The following is a 19073-nucleotide window of genomic DNA, read 5'->3' as shown; positions in this document are numbered from 1 at the left end:
GACCCCAACATCGGACCAACCAAGGGAGGAGACACCCGATGAAATTGACACTGGCAACCGCGGCGCTTGGCGCCCTGATGGCCGCAGGACCGGCTCTGGCGGATTTGGTAATCCCTGATCTCAGCTACCGGACTGGGCCCTATGCAGCTGGCGGCATTCCGTTTTCGGACGGGTATAACGACTATTTCACCCTGTTGAACGAACGGGATGGCGGCATTGGCGGCGTGCCGATCCGCGTGGTCGAATGCGAAACCGGCTACAACACCGAAAAAGGGGTTGAGTGCTACGAATCAACCAAGGGCGAAGGCGCGTTGGTGTATCAACCGCTCTCGACGGGCATCACCTATCAGTTGATTCCAAAAGTGACCGCGGACAATATCCCGCTGCACACGATGGGATATGGCCGGACTTCGGCTAAGAATGGCGACGTTTTTAGCCATACGTTCAACTATCCGGCCAACTATTGGGACGGGGCCTCAGGTGCGATCAACTATCTGTTGGAAGAAAACGGTGGCGATCTGAGCGGCAAGAAAATTGCTCTTGTCTACCACAATTCGGCCTACGGCAAGGAGCCGATCCGCACGCTGGAAGAACTGTCCAAGAAGCACGGCTTTGAGCTCGCGGCCCTACCGGTTGATCACCCCGGTCAAGAGCAGAAATCGCAATGGCTGCAGATCCGCCGCGACCGTCCTGACTATGTCTTGATGTGGGGCTGGGGCGTCATGAACCAGGTTGCGGTACAGGAAGCCGCGAACATCCGCTTCCCGATGGAGAATTTCATCGGTATCTGGTGGTCCGGCTCGGAAAATGACGTTGTGCCTGCGGGTGAGGCCGCGAATGGCTACAAGGCGCTGACCTTCCACAATGTGGGCACGGATTTCCCGGTCTTTGCTGACCTGCAACAATATGTGGTCGATTCTGGCAAGGCTGCCGGTGCAGGCGATCAGGTTGGGACGGTACTGTATAACCGTGGCCTTTACGCTGCGGTGCTGGCTGCAGAAGCCATTAAGAAAGCACAAGAGCTTTCGGGCAATGCCGAAATCACTCCGGCTGACATGCGTGACGGTATGGAAGCGCTTGAAATGACCGAAGAGAAAATGGCTGAGCTGGGCCTGCCGAACTTTGGTCCGACCTTCTCGGTCTCGTGCAAAAACCACGGCGGCGACGCTCTGGTTGGTGTGACGCAGTGGGACGCGGCGAACAAGACCTGGTCGCTGATTTCTGACTTCAAACCAACAGATGGTGACGTGATCGGTGCGCTTATCGACGAGGATTCCGCAGCTTACGCGTCGGAAAACAACCTCGAGGGGCGCTGCAACTAAAGCGCAACAAAAAAAAGGGGTGGCGGTGATCCGCCGCCCCAACCCCCAAACAAGGACAGGCGGTGATGCTGGAGTTTCTCCGGATAAGAACAGGGATAGTGCTGAGTGCGGTACTTGGGCTTGCTGCGTGCAGCGCGCCCGAGATCGACGGGCCGACCTGCACCGGGCTTGTCCGAGATTTTGTTCCGGCGAAATCCGTTGTCGGGCGCAGCTCAGCGCCGAATGTGGATGCGACTGCGGATCTGTTTGCCCGGGTGTTCGAAGGTCAGGCCGCGCAACGTGCAGACCTTGACCGCGATGGGCGGGGCATTCCCGTCGAAATTCTGGCTATGACCACCGGTGGGCAATATGGTGCCTTCTCATCAGGCGTTCTGACGGGCTGGACAGAAAACGGCAGGCCAGACTTCAACGTCGTGACCGGGGCCAGCGCCGGGGCGTTGATTACCCCTCTGGCATTTGCGGGATCGGCGTTTGACGCGCGCCTGAAATCCAATACCAGGATCAATTTGAACGATGTGCTGTCGCTGCAAATCGTGCCACCGATTCCTTTGGCCAGTTCTGTCTTCAGCACCAAAAAGCTGAAACGGCTGGTCGAAAGTGAAATTGACGAACCTCTGCTGGATCGTATCGCCAAGCGGGCCGACCCGGGCCAATCCGGGCAAGAGGTCAACAGCGTGGTGGTCGGCGCGGTCAATCTGAAAACCGGGCGGTTCGACATCATGGATATCGGTCAGTATCTGGCCACCACCCCAGATGATTTCGCGACAAAAGAGGATTGCGTGTCCGAGGCGGTTCTGGCCAGCTCGGCCATTCCGGTTCTGTTCCCGCCTCGCAAGATCAATGGGGACCTATACGCGGATGCAGGTGTGCGCCAGCATGTGTTTCTGGAAGGCCTGGCTAAAGGTCAGCAAACAGCTACGCAGCGCACAGGCCAACAATTTGACGTTCGGGTAACTTTGCTGGTGAACGGTGACCTGGTTGTCGCGGAAAAGGACCCAGGACCCGGTATCCTCGCGTTGGCAGGCCGGAATTTCCAACTGGTCACCGATCAGGGATTTCGCGAGTCGATCGACCGAACCCTTCGCGTTGTGAAACAGAACCCCTCTTGGACCTTTAAGGCATTGGTTGCGCCTGAACTGCCCGCGCTCAATTGCAAGAACCCCGAACCCCTTTTTGACAAATGTATCACCGGGGCCTTGTTCGAGGCGGGGAAGAACATGACAAGCTCTCAACCCATCCCGTGGCTGACCGCGGCTGAGTTGGAGCGCAAGATCAACGAAATCTACGGGAGTTGACGATGCTGGATGCGGCACAAACCACCGATGTACAGGCCGAAACCCTGTTGGAGGTCAACAATATCGAGGTGATCTACAACCACGTCATTCTTGTGCTGAAGGGCGTCAGCCTGACCGTGCCCAAGGGTGGGATCACCGCCTTGCTGGGCGGCAACGGGGCGGGCAAGACCACGACGCTCAAGGCGGTGTCGAACCTGCTGCAGTCCGAACGGGGCGAGGTCACCAAGGGTACGATCACCTATCGCGGCACCAGCGTGCATGAAAGCGATCCGGCCGATCTGGTGGAAAAGGGCGTCATTCAGGTGATGGAAGGCCGCCATTGCTTTGAACACCTGACGGTCGAGGAAAATCTGCTGACCGGGGCCTATACTCGCAAGGATGGCAACGCGGCGATCCAGCAGGATCTTGAACTTGTGTATTCCTATTTCCCGCGTCTCGCAGAACGGCGCCGGTCGCAGGCGGGCTATACCTCGGGCGGGGAACAGCAGATGGTGGCGATGGGTCGGGCTTTGATGTCGCGCCCAGAAACGATCCTGCTGGATGAGCCTTCGATGGGTCTTGCGCCGCAGCTGGTCGAAGAGATTTTCGGCATCGTTAAGGATTTGAACGAGAAAGAGGGCGTGTCCTTCCTGCTGGCCGAACAGAACACCAATGTGGCGCTGCGGTTTGCACATTACGGATACATTCTGGAATCGGGGCGTGTTGTGATGGACGGCCCGGCGGCCGATCTACGCGAAAACCCGGATGTGAAAGAGTTTTATCTGGGCATGTCCGACGAGGGGCGCAAAAGCTTCCGTGACGTGCGCTCATACCGCCGCCGCAAAAGGTGGCTGTAAGCGGATGGAGGATCTGGTCATGACGAATTACTACGACGCGCTCGAGACCCGTTCAGCCGACGAGCGCGCTGCCGATCAGGCGCAGGCGCTGCGTGTTCAAATTCAGCGGGCGTTGTCCGCGCCCGGTTTTGCGGCGCATCTGGCAGGGGTTGATTGCAGTGCTGTTGCCTCGGCCGAGGATCTGGTGAAACTGCCAGTGCTGCGCAAATCTGAACTGGCGCAGGCACAGGCGGCGCGGCCGCCGTTTGGTGGGTTCACGGTCACACCGGCGCGGCATTTTCACCATGTTTTCCAGTCCCCGGGCCCGATTTATGAGCCCGGCAGCACTGATCCCGATTGGTGGCGCATGGGCCGGTTCCTGCATGCGGCAGGCGTAGGACCCGGCGATATCGTCCATAACTGTTTTGGCTATCACCTGACCCCGGCTGGGATGATTTTTGAAAGTGGTGCGCGGGCTGTTGGGGCCGCTGTGCTGCCCGCCGGTACCGGCCAGACCGAGCTGCAGGTCACTGCGGCGCGTGATGTGGGGTGTACGTCTTATGCGGGTACTCCGGATTACCTGAAGGTCATTCTGGACAAAGCGGATGAGATGGGCGTGGAGCTGAACTTTTCTTCTGCCGTGGTGGGTGGTGGCGCACTGTTCCCATCGCTGCGTCAGGATTATGCCGACCGGGGTATTTCCTGTCTGCAATGTTATGCCACCGCCGATCTGGGCAATATCGCCTATGAAAGCCACGCGATGGAGGGAATGATCATCGACGAGCATGTGATTGTCGAAATCGTCACGCCCGGCACAGGCACCCCGGTTGCAACGGGTGAGGTGGGTGAGGTCGTGGTGACCTCGCTAAACCCAGATTATCCGCTGATCCGGTTTGCCACCGGTGATATGTCCGCGATCATGCCCGGACAATCGCCTTGTGGCCGCACCAACCTGCGTATCAAGGGTTGGATGGGACGGGCCGATCAGACCACCAAGATCAAAGGCATGTTCGTGCGTCCTGAACAGGTGGCCGCGCTGGTCGACAAACATTCAGAGATCGTCAAAGCCCGTGTCATCGCCGCGCGACAGGGGGAAATGGACACGATGACCGTTCAGATCGAAAGTCCACGCGACGATGACGTGACCTATGCCAAATCCGTAATTGAAGTGCTGAAACTGAAAGGCGCGATTGAGGTTGTGGCCCCCGGTTCGCTGCCCAAGGACGGGTTGGTGATCGAGGATCAGCGCGTTTACGAATAGTCCAACAAAGGGTTCTGCGGCAGTTTGTGCCGCAGAATTGTTCCTTTGCCTACTGGTGTTTCTTAGCATTTTAGTCGATTAAAGGCGAAACCTGCGCCTCTTTGCCTGTAACACCGGAAACATGGCTGAAATCGAATACTCAGAACACGGAACGCGCAATCGGGGCGTGTTTGGCACCCGGTTGGTGGCCGTGGTGGCCTATCTGGTGGCAGCAGCCTGTCTGCTGCCGATGATTGCGGTTGTGCTTGCGGCAGTGACGGGTGGGACGGAAACGATCTCACACCTGCTGGATACGGTTCTGCCCGGCTATGCGCTAACAACGTTGATTTTGGTGGTTCTGGTCGCCATTGGCACCTTGTCCATCGGTGTGGGCGCGGCTTGGCTGGTGACGATGACCCGCTTTCCGGGCGTCCGCTTTCTTGAGATCGCACTGGTCTTGCCACTGGCCTTTCCGGCTTATGTTCTGGCCTATGCCTATACGTTCATTCTGGATCACCCCGGTATCGTACAGACCACCCTGCGCGAGGTGACCGGCTGGGGCCCGCGCGATTATTGGTTCCCCGAGATTCGCTCGACCGGGGGCGCGGCGGTGATGCTGATCCTGGTTCTGTATCCTTATGTCTATTTGTTGGCCCGCGCCGCCTTTCTACAGCAAAGCTCGACCGCTTTTCTGGCCGCGCGGGCGTTGGGAAAAAGCCCTTGGCTGGCGTTCTGGCATGTGTCCTTGCCAATGGCGCGCCCGGCAATTGCCGGCGGGGTCCTGCTGGCGATCATGGAGACCATCGCTGATTTTGGTACCGTGGCCTATTTCGGTGTCCAGACCTTTGCCACCGGTATCTATACCAGCTGGTTTTCGATCGGAGACCGCGCTGCCGCCGCGCAGCTGGCCATGTGCCTGCTGGGTTTCGCATTGCTACTGGCAGTGATCGAACGCACTCGGCGGGGCAAGGCAAAATATTACCAGGCAGGTAAAAGCCACGCCCCACTGCCAGCACAGCAGATTAAAGGTTGGTTTGCAGTTGCGGGGTTCACGCTGTGTGCCATTCCGGTGCTATTGGGTTTTTTGCTGCCGGTGTTCATTCTGGTGCAGATGGGGCTTGAATCGGAACAGAACCTGCTGTCGCGGCGCTATATCGGGTTTATCCAGAACTCGTTGACGCTGGCAGGTACGGCCGCCGTCGTCACCGTTTTTGCGGCGATTTGCATCGGGTTCTATCAGCGGTTGCGCCCGGGCAAAGGGTCAGCCACGACGGGTTATGTCGCGCGGCTGGGTTATGCAGTGCCGGGCGGTGTAATCGCGGTGGGCCTTTTGGTGCCATTTGCCAGTTTCGACAACGCATTGGATGCTTGGATGCGCGATACTTTCGATATCTCGACCGGACTGCTGGTTACCGGGTCAATCTGGTTGCTGATCGCGGCCTATATGGTGCGTTTCCTGGCCGCTGCGCTCAGCGCTTATGAGGGTGGGCAAAGCACGGTGCATGTCAACATGGACGCCGCTGCACGGTCGCTGGGCCAGACCCCGTTGGGAACGCTGAGACGGGTGCATTTGCCGATCCTGACACCCTCGCTGCTGACGGCGCTGCTGATCGTCTTTGTCGACGTGATGAAAGAGCTTCCCGCCACCCTAATCATGCGGCCCTTCAACTTTGATACGCTGGCGGTACAGGCGTATCGGCTGGCCTCGGATGAGCGGTTGGAGGGTGCCGCCGTGCCCTCGTTGGTGATCCTTGCGGTGGGGCTGTTGCCGGTGATTCTGATCTGCCGTCAGGTAAGGCGGCGCTAGCACAGGGCGAACCAAAAAATCACATCCTGTTGTGCTTGGGCTTGATTCAAACGCAATTTCCGGCAAGGCTTGGGGTATGAACATGCAGCCTCCCAGCCGGTTTTCTGCAAACTCGGCCCAGATGCCCGTCGCGTTTAACCGGCACGAGATGTCCCATATTCTATCCGTCTATGGCAGGATGGTCGCCGCTGGAGAATGGCGCGATTACGGAATTTCCAACCTGCGCGACATGGCGGTGTTTTCCATCTTTCGGCGAACGGCAGAACATCCGATTTACCGGGTCGAGAAACATCCACGTCTGCGGCAAAGGCAGGGGATGTATTCGGTGGTTGGCATGGATGGCCGCATCCTGAAACGCGGCCAGGATTTGCGCACGGTTCTAAGGGTGTTGGAACGCAAGCTGATTCGCTCGGTCGATCTTGATTAGAGCCGTTTGTGGGCGGTCACTGGCCCATCACCCTGTTCCAGAATACGCGTGATAGCCTGATCCATCGGCTCGAACGTCACATCCATGTGATAGGCATTGGCATGCAGCAGCATGTTTTCGCCATAGACCCAGGCGACGTGTCCCTTCCAAAACAGCAGATCGCCGCGTTTCGGTTCCGTCCCAGCAGGCAGGGCCTCGCCCAATTCACGCTCTTGATCGCCGCTATCGCCGGGACAGGGCGTGCCGCAGGCCAATAGCCCAGCCTGCACCAGACCCGAGCAATCCAATCCGAACCGGCTGTTGCCGCCCCAAAGATAGGGTGTGCCCAGAAACAGTTCGGCCACGGAAACCGGATCGGTCAGGTGGATGGCGGTGCGCTTGGCATGAACGGCGGGGATGAATCCCAGCTCAGTTTCCAGAAACCGGCCACTTTCCGAAAGAACCTGAACCCTGCTGCCGAAACTTAACGAGACCCGGTCGGGGCTTTTCATATCTGGCTGCGCATAGGCGTGGGTCGCAGGCGCCGTGACCCAATGCGTATCGGGCACCGGTACCCCCAAATGATCCAGGTTTACCCATCCCGGGTAACCGTCCTTGTCGGCGGTGATCCGGCCCCAACCCTGTTGCGTTTCAAGGACGGTGACGGTGTCACCGAATAAAAGCTGCCGGTCCCGCGGACCATCCGGGCGGCGCAACAGGTCGGCGACGGGGGTTATGATGCGCTGTTGGGTCATAAGCCCAGAATCTCGGGTAGGGCGGTCAATATGGCGCGGGGGCCTTGACCGAGGCCGCCTTTGCTGCGGCCCGGGACCTTGCTGGGCTGCCACGAGTAGATGTCGAAATGCATGTAACGACTATTGCCCACAAACCGACGCAAGAACAGCGCGGCGGTGATCGAGCCTGCAAACCCACCCGGAGGCGCATTGTCCAGATCGGCGATGCCGGGTTCGATCATTGCCTCATAGGGTTCATGGAACGGCATCCGCCAAACCGGATCAGCGGCCTGCCTGCCTGCTTGAGTCAAAGCATCGGCAGCACTGTCGTCATCGGTGTAAAACGGCGCAAGATCGGGGCCAACGGCCACCCGCGCGGCACCCGTCAGCGTGGCCATCGAGATTACCAGATCCGGCTCCCCCTCATCTGCCAGCGTCAGCGCATCGGCCAGTACTAGCCGCCCCTCGGCGTCGGTATTGTTGATCTCAACCGTCAGGCCCTTGCGCGAGGTCAGGATATCGCCGGGGCGAAAGGCGTCTCCGGCCACCGAATTTTCAACCGCTGGGATCAACACCCGCAGTTGCAGCGGAAGGTTCAACGCCATGATCATCCGGGCCAGGCCCAGCACATTGGCCGATCCGCCCATGTCCTTCTTCATCAAGCCCATCGAGTTGCCGGGTTTCAGGTTCAACCCACCGGTATCAAAACACACACCTTTGCCGACCAATGTCAGCTTGGGACCGACACTGCCCCAGTTTATCTCGATCAGCCGGGGGTCCTGCGCGGATGCCCGGCCAACGGCGTGGATCATCGGAAAGTTCTGGTCCAACAGCGCCGCACCGCGGATCACGTCGCACGACGCCTCGAATTCCTGCGCCAGCGCCTCTGCCGCAGCTTGCAATTGATCCGGACCCATATCTGCGGTGGGCGTGTTGACCAAATCGCGGGTCAGGGCCTCGGCTTGGGCCAAAACTTCGATCAACGTGGCGTCGACGCCCTCGGGCGCGATCAGCCGGGCGTTGGCCGGAGATTGCTTGGCATAGCGGTTGAACGCATAGCCGGTCAGCAACCAGCCCAGACATTCGGTCGCTAACACCTCGGATGGGACGCCAGAAGCAATGTGATAGGCGCCTTCTGGCAGGGATTCGGCCACGGCGGCCAGCGGAAAGCGCTTGCGCACCCGGCCTGTTGCTTTGCCATATCCCCCCAGCGCAAATTCGGGTTTGCCTTCCGGTCCGGGAATCAGCACTGCCTGACCCAGCGCACCGGTGAACCCGCTGGCCCTGACCCAGGTTGCAATATGGTCTGGCTGATCGCTCAGCCAGTCTTCCAGATCGGGTTGTGCGATGACATGCAGCGGAAGCGATGGATCAGAAGAGGAAGCGAAGGACAGGGTCATGGAAATCTCGGCTTGTTCGATTTGCGCCCAACCTAGCCGCCCACGGCCCGTCCGCAAGCCCCGTCAGACCGAAAGGTCCTGCTGATCCCAGATCACCGTCAACGAGTTTTCACCGACCCGGATCAGCCGCGACAGGGTGGCGCCGGTGGCAACGGCATCCCCTGCATCCACGGACTGCGCCACATCTCCGGCGACGCGGGCCAATGCGACCATGCCGATCTGTTCGGCGATCGCCACCAGCGACCGCGCGCATTTGCGCAACCCGGCCCAATCGCGTTGCCGCCAGAACCGTTCGCAGTTCGACAGGCGCACGGCCAGTTCCTCGACCGTGCGGCACAATACGTCCAGTGCGTTCTTGTCGCCCAATTGCCGGTACAATCCATTCAGCCGGTCCTGATCCAGACGAACGGTTTCTTTGTGTTCAAGCGTGAGTATCTTATCCACCACATTCACCCCAATATTTTGCGCCCCCACGGCATGGACCGACTTTGACCGCGAATTCCTTTGCAAAACCTTGCATTCGCGGGGGATAATCGCTCGAATTTTCTTCGAATTCGGGGTAGAGCAGCCTCCAGCGAACAAATCAGGGACTTTCAAATGGATCACGCCAAACCTTTGCCGAACTATTTGGTCAAGCGGTATCACGGCTGGAAAGCCACCACATATTCTGAAAATCAAGTCTGGTATCGCCGTCTGGCCACTGAAGGACAACGTCCACGGGCGATGGTGATTTCATGTTGTGACAGCCGCGTCCATGTCACTTCGATCTTCGGGGCCGATCAGGGTGAGTTCTTTATTCACCGCAACATTGCCAACCTGGTGCCGCCCTATGCACCGGATGGTGATCATCACGGCACCAGTGCGGCGATTGAATATGCGGTCACCGCTCTGAAAGTGGCGCATCTGATCGTGCTGGGCCATTCGCAATGTGGTGGTGTGCAGGGCTGTATCGACATGTGCAAGGGGCAGGCCCCGCAACTGGAAGCCAAAGAAAGCTTTGTGGGCCGCTGGATGGATATCCTCAAACCGAAATACGACCTGGTCGCCGATGTCGAGGACAGCGTTGAACAGGCGCGTCAGTTTGAACGGCAGGCGGTTGTGGCCTCGCTTGAGAACCTGATGACCTTTCCCTTCGTGTCCTCTGCGGTGCAGGATGGTTCGCTCAGCCTGCATGGGTTGTGGACCGATATCGGCGAAGGCGGGCTGCAAAGCTATGATCCGCAGGAAAAGAAATTCGTCGTCGTCTAAGCGGCGCTGAAATGTTGCGCAAATAGTGGGCGGGGGATCAGGTCTCTGATTCTGCGCCCTTTTTTGGTATAGTGGCCTGATCCGGGTTTGGGTCGGAGGCGCGATATGCGAGTCATCAAACGTATTTTCCTTTTTCTAATCTGTCTTGTTTTGCTATTGATCGGTGTCTCATACCTGCTGCCCGGCAAGGCGATCGTGTCGCGCAGCATCACCATCGATGCCCCGGCCAGCGCCATCTTTCCTTATGTGAATTCCATGCAAGAGACCGAGAAATGGTCTCCCTGGCTGGCGCGGGACCCGGAAACGCAACTGTCCTATAGCGGACCCGAAGCTGGGGTGGGCAACACCCTGAGCTGGAGTTCCGAGCATCCACAGGTCGGCAGCGGCACTCAGGAAATCATCGAAAGTGTTCCGGATCAGACCGTCAGAACCGCGCTGGATTTTGGTCCGATGGGCACGGCATCGGCGTCGTTTGAGCTGGCGCCCGAAGGTGATCAGACGCAGGTAACTTGGGGATTTGAGTCCGATCTTGGGATAAACCCGATGGCGCTCTGGATGGGTTTGATGATGGATAAGTGGGTCGGCGGCGATTACGAACAGGGGCTGAGCAATCTAAAGGCGCTGGTCGAAGGGCAGACCTAAGCCGATAGGTTTTGCGCCCCAGGTTTTGATCTATGCAGCCCGGCGCAACGGCCGGGCAGATTATTCAAATCGAATTCTGGCGAGCTTTCCAAGGTGGTCGGAGCCCATGAAGGGGCGCAGCTCAACCGTTCCCGTTGTTCCTTTCGGGAACAACAGGATGTCGATTGGCAAGGGTATCTGCCAGCTGCCAAGGTTATGAGTGTTCAGGTTAGTTCCAAAGCTTTGATTGTCTGCTGCCGCCGCGATCCGCTGAACGCTTTGGCCCCAGGGCACCATATTGAAATCTCCGGCAATCAGAACCGGCCCGTCGAGTTCCTTAATGCGGTCAGCAATCACTTGGCTTTGTTTGGATTGGTCATAAGGAAACGGCCAGTTCAGGTGTACGGATACAGCCCAAACCAGACCGCCGCCGGGGGTTTTAACCTGCACCCCGACAAGCCCATACCCTTCCAGGCAAAACTCGGAACCTTCGACAATTGGCAATGTGGTCAGGATGGCGACGTTTTGTTCGGGGCGAAATTCACAGATCGATTTTGCCGGGTAATGCTCGAACATGTTTCTCATGAACTTGCGATTGTGACTGGACACTTCCTGCAAGGTCACGATCTCGGCGTTGGATTCTATTATGTCATCGGCCAAGGGATAGCGTGGCCAGGCCTGGCTCATGAGGTTCTTTTGATACAACGTCAGGCAAGCGCCATTGCAATCACCTGAGGGCGCTGCATAGCTGGTTGCGATTGACCCAATCGCGAGGACAGCGACGGCTATCGCGCTCAATGCCACGTAGCGCGCGCGCATGCACAGCAAAATCACGGCGCATGGTAAAAGCAGAACGCCGGCCAGCGGACGAAGCAGGGCGAACGAATCCCCAGCTGCAATGACGGGGCCTGTAAAGCCAATAATGACCAGACCCATCAGCATACTTGCGCAGCCTATGATCAGATTTCGTACAATCCTGTGCTTGGTCAAAACTCGCATGCTCTGCCTCTGTCGCTTTGTGCGGGGCAATGCATGTGGTTTGCTGTGTCACATGTCCCGCTGTCAAAGCGCGTCATTTTGGTGACAAGCCAGCCTGTCTTTGTCAACAGGCAGAGGTGGAATGTGCCACGTCATCCAACATGGCACATTCGATATGTTTATCAGCCCTTTTTCAGGACTTCGCGACCCAGCAGTTCGGCAATCTGCACAGCGTTGAGCGCCGCGCCCTTGCGCAGGTTGTCGGACACGCACCACAGGTTCAGGCCGTTTTCGATCGTCGAATCTTGACGGATGCGGCTGATGAAGGTGGCAAAATCGCCCGCGCATTCGATCGGCGAGACGTAGCCGCCGGGTTCGCGCTTGTCGATCACCATGATGCCCGGAGCCTCGCGCAGGATGTCGCGGGCTTCGTCTTCGTCTAGGAATTCTTCGAATTCGATGTTCACGGCCTCGGAATGGCCGACGAACACGGGAACGCGGACGCAGGTGGCCGTGACCTTGATCGACGGATCGACGATCTTTTTGGTTTCGACAACCATCTTCCACTCTTCCTTGGTCGAGCCGTCTTCCATGAAGACGTCGATCTGAGGAATGACGTTGAAGGCGATCTGTTTCTGGAACTTCTTCGGTTCAACCTCGGTGGTGGGGTTGTAGATGGCCTTGGTCTGATCCCACAGCTCATCCATCCCTTCTTTGCCAGCACCCGAAACCGACTGATAAGTCGACACGACAACGCGCTTGATCTTGGCGCGGTCATGCAGCGGCTTCAGCGCGACAACCATCTGCGCGGTCGAGCAGTTGGGGTTGGCGATGATGTTCTTGTTCTTATAGTCGTGAATCGCCTGCGGGTTACATTCCGGCACGATCAGCGGAATCTCCGGGTCATAGCGATAGAGCGACGAGTTATCGATCACCACGCAGCCAGCCGCGGCCGCCTTGGGGGCGTAAACCTTGGTGGCCTCGGACCCCACGGCAAACAGTGCCATGTCCCAGCCGGTGAAATCGAATGTGTCCAAGTCTTTGGTCGTGAGGGTCTTGTCGCCAAAAGTCACCTCAGTTCCCAGCGAACGACGGCTTGCCAGGGCGGCAAGTTCATCGACAGGGAACTGGCGTTCCGCCAGGATGTTCAGCATTTCGCGGCCCACGTTACCCGTGGCGCCGACGACTACGACGCGATAGCCCATTTCATGTCTCCAAAGTTAAGGACGCGCGTTCATAGCCGCGTTGCAGCAAAGAAAAAAGAGGAATCGCGCCATTATTCCGAGGATGACGGCGATTTGAGGCGTTTCCGGCCTCAGTCTTGCGCTAACAGGGATCGATACACCTTGACGATCCCTTCTGCCTCGCCTTCGATTCGAAAATTCTGTTCGATATGCTGGCGGGCGGCGGTTCCGGCGGCGGCCATTTTGCCTGGGTCGCTCAGCATGTCGTGCAAAGCCTCGGCCAGCGCATCAACGTTGTCTTTTTCTACCAAACGACCGGTTACTCCGTCCTGAATCTGCGCACTAAAGGCGCCAACGCCATGGCAGGCGATGGCCGGAACGCCTGATGCCATCGCTTCAAGCGGGGTCAGGCCGAACCCTTCATGGCGGGCAGGGGCGACGAACAAATCCAGCGCGCGATAGGTTTCGACGATCTCCTCCCACGGGCGTTCGCCCAGAAACCGGACACGGTCGGCCAGCCCGGCCTGTTTCAGCTTGGTTTCCTGTTCACGCTGGAAGGCTTCGAATTCTTTCGTGGCATTGCCGGTAAAGACGATTTTGGCATCAGGAAAGGATGGCAGCACCTTGATCGCCGCATCAACCAACAGATCGACGCCTTTTTGGGGTCGAATACGCCCGAAACACCCGATCAACGTCCCGGTTGGCAATCCAAGCTTGGCGCGCAGTGCTTCCTTATCCTCGGCCGGGTGGAAGATCTGCGTATCAACGCCATGCATGATCACCTTCGACGGGTGTTGCAGGAATGAGGCCGCCTGTGGTGTGGTGGCAATCAACGCATCCATTTTCGAGATCAGCTTTTTGGTAAATCCCGAATGATCGCGTTGTGCGGCCGACGTGAACAGCATTTTATAGTTGCGGCGGAATACGGACCTTAGGAACAGTCCCATCAGCATTTCGGTGTTGCGACGCGCATGCCAAACGATGGGCTCTCGATTGGGCAAAAACAGAGTCTTCCAAAGGGGGATATGCGGAATATTATCTGGCAACCCTGGACCCGTGGCGCGGATGTTGATCATCTTTGCCTGGATGGGCAGCAGCCGGATAACAGTTGTGGTCACTCCCGAAAGACTATGTTTCAGGTTCGGCGCCAGAACTTCGATATCCTGCATTGAGTTCTCCATACCCGATGATCCGAGGCGGGATCAGTCTATGCTGTCGCGGCTGAATAGATAAATCACGCACCCGATAGCAAGCGCGACTGCGAAAAAGCCGAATATCGCTGTGTAGGGTGCGGTCGGGCTGATGTCCACCGTGGCCGCGTGAATGCGTCCGGTGATAAATTGGGCCAGCCCCACACCACCGATGCCAAACAGGTTCAGCAAGGTCATGCCGCGCCCAACCAGATGCGGTGCAACGAAAGCGCGGCCATGCGCCATGATCACCGGAAAGCTGGCCCCCATGAACCCAATCACCGCCATCAGAACCACTGATACCCAGACGGCGTTGTCGATCCACAGACACAACAGCACCAGCGCCACGGTGCCCAACGCATTGCCGCCGAAAATCACCCATTTCCGCGTGCCTAGCATCCGGTCAAGCGGCCCGTAGGCAAAAGTGCCTGCAATCATCGCCGCGCCCATGATCAGAGTCGCCGTCCCAATCTGAGTGGTGCTGAGGTTGAAAACGTCACTCAGATACGGCCCGGCCCACAGTCCTCGTGTGGCGCCCGAGGGTGCATAGGCGACCAGCATCAAAGGCAGGATCGTCCAAAGCGCGGGTTCCTTCAGCAAATCCAGCACGGACCCCCTGTGTTCGGTCTCGACCCGTTTTGGGTCATGCACGGTGAACAAGATACCCAGTGCGATAGCCCCCGAAAACAGCGCCAACACCCACATCGTTGCGCGCCATCCAACCAGTTCGACCGCCAGCGCAGTGGGGTATGAGGCCACCAGATTGCCGACCGATCCAACCCCCAACATCACCGCGGCCAATGTCGCAAAGCGGGCGGGCGGGTATTCCCGCGCGAAGATATAATAAGATGCCATCAAAACAGGGGAGCATCCGACCCCGATCAATCCCATGGCGATGGCGATGTGAAACGGCGTTTGGGCCACGGCAAACAGGGCTGCGCCGCCTGCGCCGCCGACCAGCAAAAGAACGGCCGAGGTCAGGCGCGGCCCGACTTGATCCAGCGCCCATCCTACCGGTAATTGCATCGCGGCAAAAATCAGAAACCAAAGACCCGAGGCAAAGGCCAGATCCTCGGGTGTGGCGCCGATATCGCGGCCCAGATCAACGCTGAGAACCGCCAGAAAGGCGCGAAAGAACTGGCTGAGCACATAGCCTAGGCACAAGACCACCAGACCTGCCTTCATTTTTCGTCCCTTCTACCCCTGCCTGCGCGGAAATGCTTCGCACGTCAGGATGCGCCACACAAGCGCGTGTGCTATACTGTTTTCACCGGACAGCGTTCACATTCGGTCTATCTAACTATTTACCCATCACCCCGAGGTGCAGATGAAAGACGCCCAGGCCGCCTTTTATGACAGCCTTCCCCTGCAGCGGGACTTTACTCGACTGGCTCAGCCTGCGCGGTTTACCGCTGTGCCGAATGACTGGGCGCTGGGCGTGGCCGATATCGTTGATTCCACCGGTGAGATTGCCAAAGGGCGTTATAAAACCGTCAATATGGTCGGCGCGGCTGTGATCTCGGGCATGATCAACGGGTTGAAGGGGCAGGAGTTTCCCTATGTCTTCGGTGGCGACGGGGCCGGATTTGCCATACCCGCCAGCGCGGTTGACACGGGCCGAACGGTCCTGGCCCAGCTTCGGCGCTGGGCGGACGAGGAGTTTGGGATTACTCTGCGCGGGGCCTTGGTGCCTGTGTCCGAAATCCGCATGGCGGGCAAAGACCTGCGTGTGGCACGCTATGCGCCGTCAGACGGGGTGGATTACGCCATGTTCTCGGGGGGTGGGCTGGCCTGGGCTGAGGCGCAGATGAAAGAAGGCCAGTTCGAAGTGCCGCCCGCCGACCCCGGCGCGCAGCCCGACCTTACCGGCCTGTCCTGTCGCTGGTCCAACAGCAGGGCACGGCATGGAATGATCGTCTCGGTCGTGGTGCAGCCGACTTCCAAAGCCACCGAAAGCGATTTTGCCGATCTGTCTCAATCCGTCCTATCCGCGGCCGATCGGTTGGAGCGCGCAGGTCACCCGGTGCCAGAAAACGGCCCACCGATCAGTTGGCCACCCCCCGATGTCGCGCTTGATGCGCGTGTGTCACGGGCCGGGCGCAACCTGTTTGCGCAGAAACTCAAACTTTTGGGGCAAAACCTGCTGATTGCGCTGCTGTTCAAGACCGGTAAGCGATTGGGTCAGTTCGACCCCGAGCATTACAAACACATGGTCAGTCGCAATGCCGATTTCCGCAAATTCGATGATGGGTTGAAAATGACGCTGGATTGCGATCCGGCCACCTTATCGCAGATCCGCATGATGCTGGAACAAGCGCGCGGGCAGGGCAAGGTACGCTACGGCCTACATGCGCAGGATGAGGCGATGATGACCTGTTTCGTGCCCTCGGCCACGCGCGATGATCACGTGCATTTCGTGGACGGCGCTTCGGGCGGTTACGCGCAGGCCGCGGCAGGGATGCGAGGCTAAAGCGCTACTTCGATTTCCACTTGGCCGCCAGTGCCCGCGCCGCCTGCGCCAATAGCATCACATCAATTCCCACTGCCAGAAACTGCGCGCCCATATCCATATAGGTCTGGCTTGCCTGATCATTGGTGCCCAGAATGCCAGGTGCCTTGCCGGCTGCCTTGATACGGGTGATGGCGTCGGCGATGGTGGCCTGCACCTCGGGCGCGGCGCTATTGCCTTGATAGCCCATGTCGGTGGACAGGTCCGCCGGGCCGATGAACACACCATCAATACCGTCAACCGTCAGAATATCGTCCAGTGCTGCCATCCCGGCGCGGTTTTCCACCTGAACCAGCAGGCAAATCTGCGCATCTGCTGTTTGAATGTAATCCGTGACGGACCCATAGCCAGTCGCCCGTGCGGCCCCTGCACCGACACCGCGTAGGCCCATGGGCGGATAACGACAGGCGCGGACCAATTCCTGTGCCTGTTCGGCGCATTCTACAATCGGTACCAGAATGGTTTGCGCCCCCACATCCAGCACCATCTTGATCTTCGCCGTTTCCCCCACGGGCACGCGTACCACCGGATGCGAGGGGCTGGCGGCCAGCGCCATAAGCTGATCGCGTATCGAACGGATGTCATTCGGCGCATGTTCACCGTCGATCACCAGCCAGTCGAATCCGGCGGTGCCCATGATCTCGGTTGCGATGGGTTCGGCAAAACTGCTCCAGCAACCGATTTGGCGATCTCCGTTGATCAGAGCCTGTTTGAAAGTATTTTTTGGTGCAGACATGGTGGAACCCTTAGGTTAGTGAGCGTGCGATTTCGGTGATGACATCATAGGCCATCCGCACGTCATCTTCAGTGGTTTCGAACTGACCGGCTTGAAAACGGATCGTCATATCACCGTCGACACGGGTTTGGGTCAGGTAAATGCGGCCATCATCGTTGATGGCATTAACCAGACGCAGGTTCAGCGCGTCCAGATCGGGGTGCCCTTCAGGCGCATAGCGGAAGGTCCACAACGACCACATCGGTTGCGTGGTGATCTGGAAATCCGGCTCGACCGCCAACTTGTCATGCAGGTCGACGGACCAGTTCACATGATTGCGCAGCCGTTCACGCAACCCCTCAAGCCCATAGGCGCGTATAACGAACCACAGTTTTAGCGCACGGAACCGACGGCCCAGAGGCACCGACCATTCCGAATAGTTGATGACCCCGTCCTTACCATGTGTCTTCAGGAATTCCGGGCTAATCGCCAACGTCTGCACCAGATCATCCGGGCTTTTCAGGAAATGCGCACAGCAATCGAATTGCACACCAAGCCATTTATGCGGGTTGAAGACGATGCTATCGGCCTGATCCACGCCGGGCCAATAGTGGCGATATTCCGGGCAGATCATCGCCGACCCGGCCCAGGCCGCATCCACATGCGTATAAAGCCCGTATTTCTGCGCCACCTTCAAGCATTCGTCGATCGGATCGGTGGCCCCAGTTCCGGTGCCACCAACACACATAATGACACCGGCGGGCTGAAAACCAGAGTCTAAATCGGCTTGAATTGCCCTATCTAGTACCGCAGGATCCATCCCGCGCCAATCTCCCTTGATCGGAACACGTACCAGATTATCCTGCCCAATCCCCGCAACCCAGATGGCGCGGTCCACCGATGTATGGACCTCGGCCGAGCAATAGACACGAAGCGGTTTCTGACCGAACAACCCCTGACGATTGCCTTGCCAGTTCAACACCTTTTCCCGCATAGTCAGCACAGCGGCCAGCGTTGCCGACGAAGCAGAATCCTGGATGACACCAGCAAACTCTTCGGGCAGGTCCAGCGCCTGTCGCAGCCAGTCCATCATCCGCGTTTCCATCTCGGTTGCGGCGGGCGAGGTCTGCCACAGCATGCATTGTGGCGCGATTGCGCTGGCCAGAAACTCGGCCAGAACCGAAGGGGCCGAGGCGTTCGAGTTGAAATAGGCAAAGAACCGGGGGTGCTGCCAATGGGTAATACCAGGCATCACGATATCTTCGAAATCGCGGAAAATGTCCTCGATCGCCTGCGCCTGTTCCGGCGGATGGGCGGGCAGGGCGTTGAAAACTTCTCCGGGCTCGGTCTGGGCGCGCACCGGTTTGTCCCCCACGGTCAGGTGATAATCCTGTGCCCATTCGGATATTTTCTTGCCCCAGTCTGAGAATTCATCCCATTTCATCGCTATCCTCAGCATTGTTTGGTGCGGGTTACCCCCGGGCTGGTTTTGTCTTGCTGATAGTGATGGACAACGCGGGCAGAAGGTCAACGATCTTTCGATCCTTCACTTCACCACAAAATGACAACCCTGTGAAAATATCCCATGATTTAGAGTCTATTTATGGCT

At 58.3% G+C, this 19073-nt stretch carries 18 protein-coding genes; 9 read left to right on the top strand and 9 right to left on the bottom strand.

Annotated features, from left to right (window positions below):
• The first annotated feature begins 38 nt into the window (after positions 1-38).
• The 6 genes from GOX21_RS06945 (at position 39) to GOX21_RS06920 (ending at position 6906) form a co-directional block, all read left to right on the top strand.
• Positions 39-1322 (top strand): ABC transporter substrate-binding protein, encoded by a 1284-nt coding sequence (locus GOX21_RS06945; protein WP_170360980.1) that lies wholly within the window; start codon positions 39-41, stop codon positions 1320-1322.
• Between the two features lie 65 nt (positions 1323-1387).
• Complete coding sequence (locus GOX21_RS06940; RefSeq protein WP_170376426.1) at positions 1388-2617, top strand: patatin-like phospholipase family protein; 1230 nt, start codon at positions 1388-1390, stop codon at positions 2615-2617.
• Positions 2618-2619: 2 nt separating this feature from the next.
• Entirely contained in the window at positions 2620-3453 is an 834-nt protein-coding gene (locus GOX21_RS06935) for an ABC transporter ATP-binding protein (protein ID WP_170349612.1), read from the top strand.
• A gap of 19 nt (positions 3454-3472) precedes the next feature.
• Entirely contained in the window at positions 3473-4693 is a 1221-nt protein-coding gene (locus tag GOX21_RS06930; RefSeq protein WP_170376419.1) for a phenylacetate--CoA ligase family protein, read from the top strand.
• A 121-nt stretch (positions 4694-4814) separates the two neighbouring features.
• Positions 4815-6479 carry an ABC transporter permease gene (locus GOX21_RS06925; RefSeq protein ID WP_170376417.1) on the top strand — a complete coding sequence of 555 codons (1665 nt, stop codon included), beginning with the start codon at positions 4815-4817 and terminating at the stop codon, positions 6477-6479.
• Between the two features lie 76 nt (positions 6480-6555).
• Complete coding sequence (locus GOX21_RS06920) at positions 6556-6906, top strand: DUF2794 domain-containing protein (RefSeq protein WP_170349615.1); 351 nt, start codon at positions 6556-6558, stop codon at positions 6904-6906.
• Here GOX21_RS06920 and GOX21_RS06915 read toward each other — a convergent pair.
• The 3 genes from GOX21_RS06915 to GOX21_RS06905 all read right to left on the bottom strand — a co-directional run bounded on the left by GOX21_RS06915 (position 6903) and on the right by GOX21_RS06905 (position 9472).
• Positions 6903-7640: a C40 family peptidase gene (locus GOX21_RS06915; RefSeq protein ID WP_170376415.1), complete on the bottom strand. Its 738-nt coding sequence runs from the start codon at positions 7638-7640 to the stop codon at positions 6903-6905. The genes GOX21_RS06920 and GOX21_RS06915 overlap by 4 nt on opposite strands.
• Positions 7637-9019 (bottom strand): leucyl aminopeptidase family protein, encoded by a 1383-nt coding sequence (locus GOX21_RS06910; protein WP_170376413.1) that lies wholly within the window; start codon positions 9017-9019, stop codon positions 7637-7639. The genes GOX21_RS06915 and GOX21_RS06910 overlap by 4 nt, the downstream gene beginning before the upstream one ends.
• A 63-nt stretch (positions 9020-9082) precedes the next feature.
• Positions 9083-9472: a hypothetical protein gene (locus tag GOX21_RS06905; RefSeq protein ID WP_170349845.1), complete on the bottom strand. Its 390-nt coding sequence runs from the start codon at positions 9470-9472 to the stop codon at positions 9083-9085.
• A gap of 144 nt (positions 9473-9616) precedes the next feature.
• Here GOX21_RS06905 and GOX21_RS06900 point away from each other — a divergent pair, with 144 nt between their 5' ends.
• The gene (locus tag GOX21_RS06900; RefSeq protein ID WP_170349618.1) at positions 9617-10267 is read left to right on the top strand and encodes a carbonic anhydrase; all 651 of its coding nucleotides are present in this window, start codon (positions 9617-9619) and stop codon (positions 10265-10267) included.
• A gap of 105 nt (positions 10268-10372) precedes the next feature.
• Positions 10373-10909 (top strand): SRPBCC family protein, encoded by a 537-nt coding sequence (locus tag GOX21_RS06895; RefSeq protein ID WP_170376411.1) that lies wholly within the window; start codon positions 10373-10375, stop codon positions 10907-10909.
• A gap of 60 nt (positions 10910-10969) precedes the next feature.
• Here the strand turns inward: GOX21_RS06895 and GOX21_RS06890 are convergent, their stop codons facing one another.
• From GOX21_RS06890 to GOX21_RS06875, 4 genes are all read right to left on the bottom strand, one after another.
• Positions 10970-11887 (bottom strand): endonuclease/exonuclease/phosphatase family protein, encoded by a 918-nt coding sequence (locus tag GOX21_RS06890; protein WP_170376409.1) that lies wholly within the window; start codon positions 11885-11887, stop codon positions 10970-10972.
• Positions 11888-12048: 161 nt separating this feature from the next.
• A complete protein-coding gene (locus GOX21_RS06885; protein WP_170349621.1) occupies positions 12049-13071 on the bottom strand; it encodes an aspartate-semialdehyde dehydrogenase in 1023 nt (340 codons plus the stop codon).
• A gap of 110 nt (positions 13072-13181) precedes the next feature.
• Positions 13182-14219, bottom strand: a complete 1038-nt coding sequence (locus GOX21_RS06880; RefSeq protein ID WP_170376407.1) for a glycosyltransferase family 4 protein — start codon at positions 14217-14219, stop codon at positions 13182-13184.
• Between the two features lie 33 nt (positions 14220-14252).
• Positions 14253-15425 (bottom strand): MFS transporter, encoded by a 1173-nt coding sequence (locus GOX21_RS06875; RefSeq protein ID WP_170376405.1) that lies wholly within the window; start codon positions 15423-15425, stop codon positions 14253-14255.
• Between the two features lie 142 nt (positions 15426-15567).
• Here GOX21_RS06875 and GOX21_RS06870 point away from each other — a divergent pair, with 142 nt between their 5' ends.
• Positions 15568-16710 (top strand): DUF3095 domain-containing protein, encoded by a 1143-nt coding sequence (locus GOX21_RS06870; protein WP_170376403.1) that lies wholly within the window; start codon positions 15568-15570, stop codon positions 16708-16710.
• Between the two features lie 4 nt (positions 16711-16714).
• Here the strand turns inward: GOX21_RS06870 and GOX21_RS06865 are convergent, their stop codons facing one another.
• On the bottom strand, positions 16715-17485 hold the full coding sequence (locus tag GOX21_RS06865) for an HpcH/HpaI aldolase family protein (protein ID WP_170376401.1): 771 nt from the start codon (positions 17483-17485) through the stop codon (positions 16715-16717).
• Positions 17486-17495: 10 nt separating this feature from the next.
• Positions 17496-18908, bottom strand: coding sequence for a pyridoxal phosphate-dependent decarboxylase family protein (locus GOX21_RS06860; RefSeq protein WP_170376398.1), 1413 nt, complete (start codon positions 18906-18908; stop codon positions 17496-17498).
• Positions 18909-19073 lie beyond the last annotated feature (165 nt).

The sequence above is a fragment of the Ruegeria atlantica genome (genome assembly GCF_013032005.1).
In the GTDB taxonomy this organism is placed as follows: Bacteria; Pseudomonadota; Alphaproteobacteria; order Rhodobacterales; family Rhodobacteraceae; genus Ruegeria; species Ruegeria atlantica_A.
This window is presented reverse-complemented; position numbering and strand designations above follow the sequence as displayed.

What these genes read in the sequence shown, in the direction of transcription:
- GOX21_RS06945 (WP_170360980.1), top strand. Translation starts at nt 39, where the DNA reads ATGAAATTGACACTGGCAACCGCGGCGCTTGGCGCCCTGATGGCCGCA.
- GOX21_RS06940 (WP_170376426.1), top strand. Translation starts at nt 1,388, where the DNA reads ATGCTGGAGTTTCTCCGGATAAGAACAGGGATAGTGCTGAGTGCGGTA.
- GOX21_RS06935 (WP_170349612.1), top strand. Translation starts at nt 2,620, where the DNA reads ATGCTGGATGCGGCACAAACCACCGATGTACAGGCCGAAACCCTGTTG.
- GOX21_RS06930 (WP_170376419.1), top strand. Translation starts at nt 3,473, where the DNA reads ATGACGAATTACTACGACGCGCTCGAGACCCGTTCAGCCGACGAGCGC.
- GOX21_RS06925 (WP_170376417.1), top strand. Translation starts at nt 4,815, where the DNA reads ATGGCTGAAATCGAATACTCAGAACACGGAACGCGCAATCGGGGCGTG.
- GOX21_RS06920 (WP_170349615.1), top strand. Translation starts at nt 6,556, where the DNA reads ATGAACATGCAGCCTCCCAGCCGGTTTTCTGCAAACTCGGCCCAGATG.
- GOX21_RS06915 (WP_170376415.1), bottom strand. Translation starts at nt 7,640, where the DNA reads ATGACCCAACAGCGCATCATAACCCCCGTCGCCGACCTGTTGCGCCGC.
- GOX21_RS06910 (WP_170376413.1), bottom strand. Translation starts at nt 9,019, where the DNA reads ATGACCCTGTCCTTCGCTTCCTCTTCTGATCCATCGCTTCCGCTGCAT.
- GOX21_RS06900 (WP_170349618.1), top strand. Translation starts at nt 9,617, where the DNA reads ATGGATCACGCCAAACCTTTGCCGAACTATTTGGTCAAGCGGTATCAC.
- GOX21_RS06895 (WP_170376411.1), top strand. Translation starts at nt 10,373, where the DNA reads ATGCGAGTCATCAAACGTATTTTCCTTTTTCTAATCTGTCTTGTTTTG.
- GOX21_RS06890 (WP_170376409.1), bottom strand. Translation starts at nt 11,887, where the DNA reads ATGCGAGTTTTGACCAAGCACAGGATTGTACGAAATCTGATCATAGGC.
- GOX21_RS06885 (WP_170349621.1), bottom strand. Translation starts at nt 13,071, where the DNA reads ATGGGCTATCGCGTCGTAGTCGTCGGCGCCACGGGTAACGTGGGCCGC.
- GOX21_RS06880 (WP_170376407.1), bottom strand. Translation starts at nt 14,219, where the DNA reads ATGCAGGATATCGAAGTTCTGGCGCCGAACCTGAAACATAGTCTTTCG.
- GOX21_RS06875 (WP_170376405.1), bottom strand. Translation starts at nt 15,425, where the DNA reads ATGAAGGCAGGTCTGGTGGTCTTGTGCCTAGGCTATGTGCTCAGCCAG.
- GOX21_RS06870 (WP_170376403.1), top strand. Translation starts at nt 15,568, where the DNA reads ATGAAAGACGCCCAGGCCGCCTTTTATGACAGCCTTCCCCTGCAGCGG.
- GOX21_RS06865 (WP_170376401.1), bottom strand. Translation starts at nt 17,485, where the DNA reads ATGTCTGCACCAAAAAATACTTTCAAACAGGCTCTGATCAACGGAGAT.
- GOX21_RS06860 (WP_170376398.1), bottom strand. Translation starts at nt 18,908, where the DNA reads ATGAAATGGGATGAATTCTCAGACTGGGGCAAGAAAATATCCGAATGG.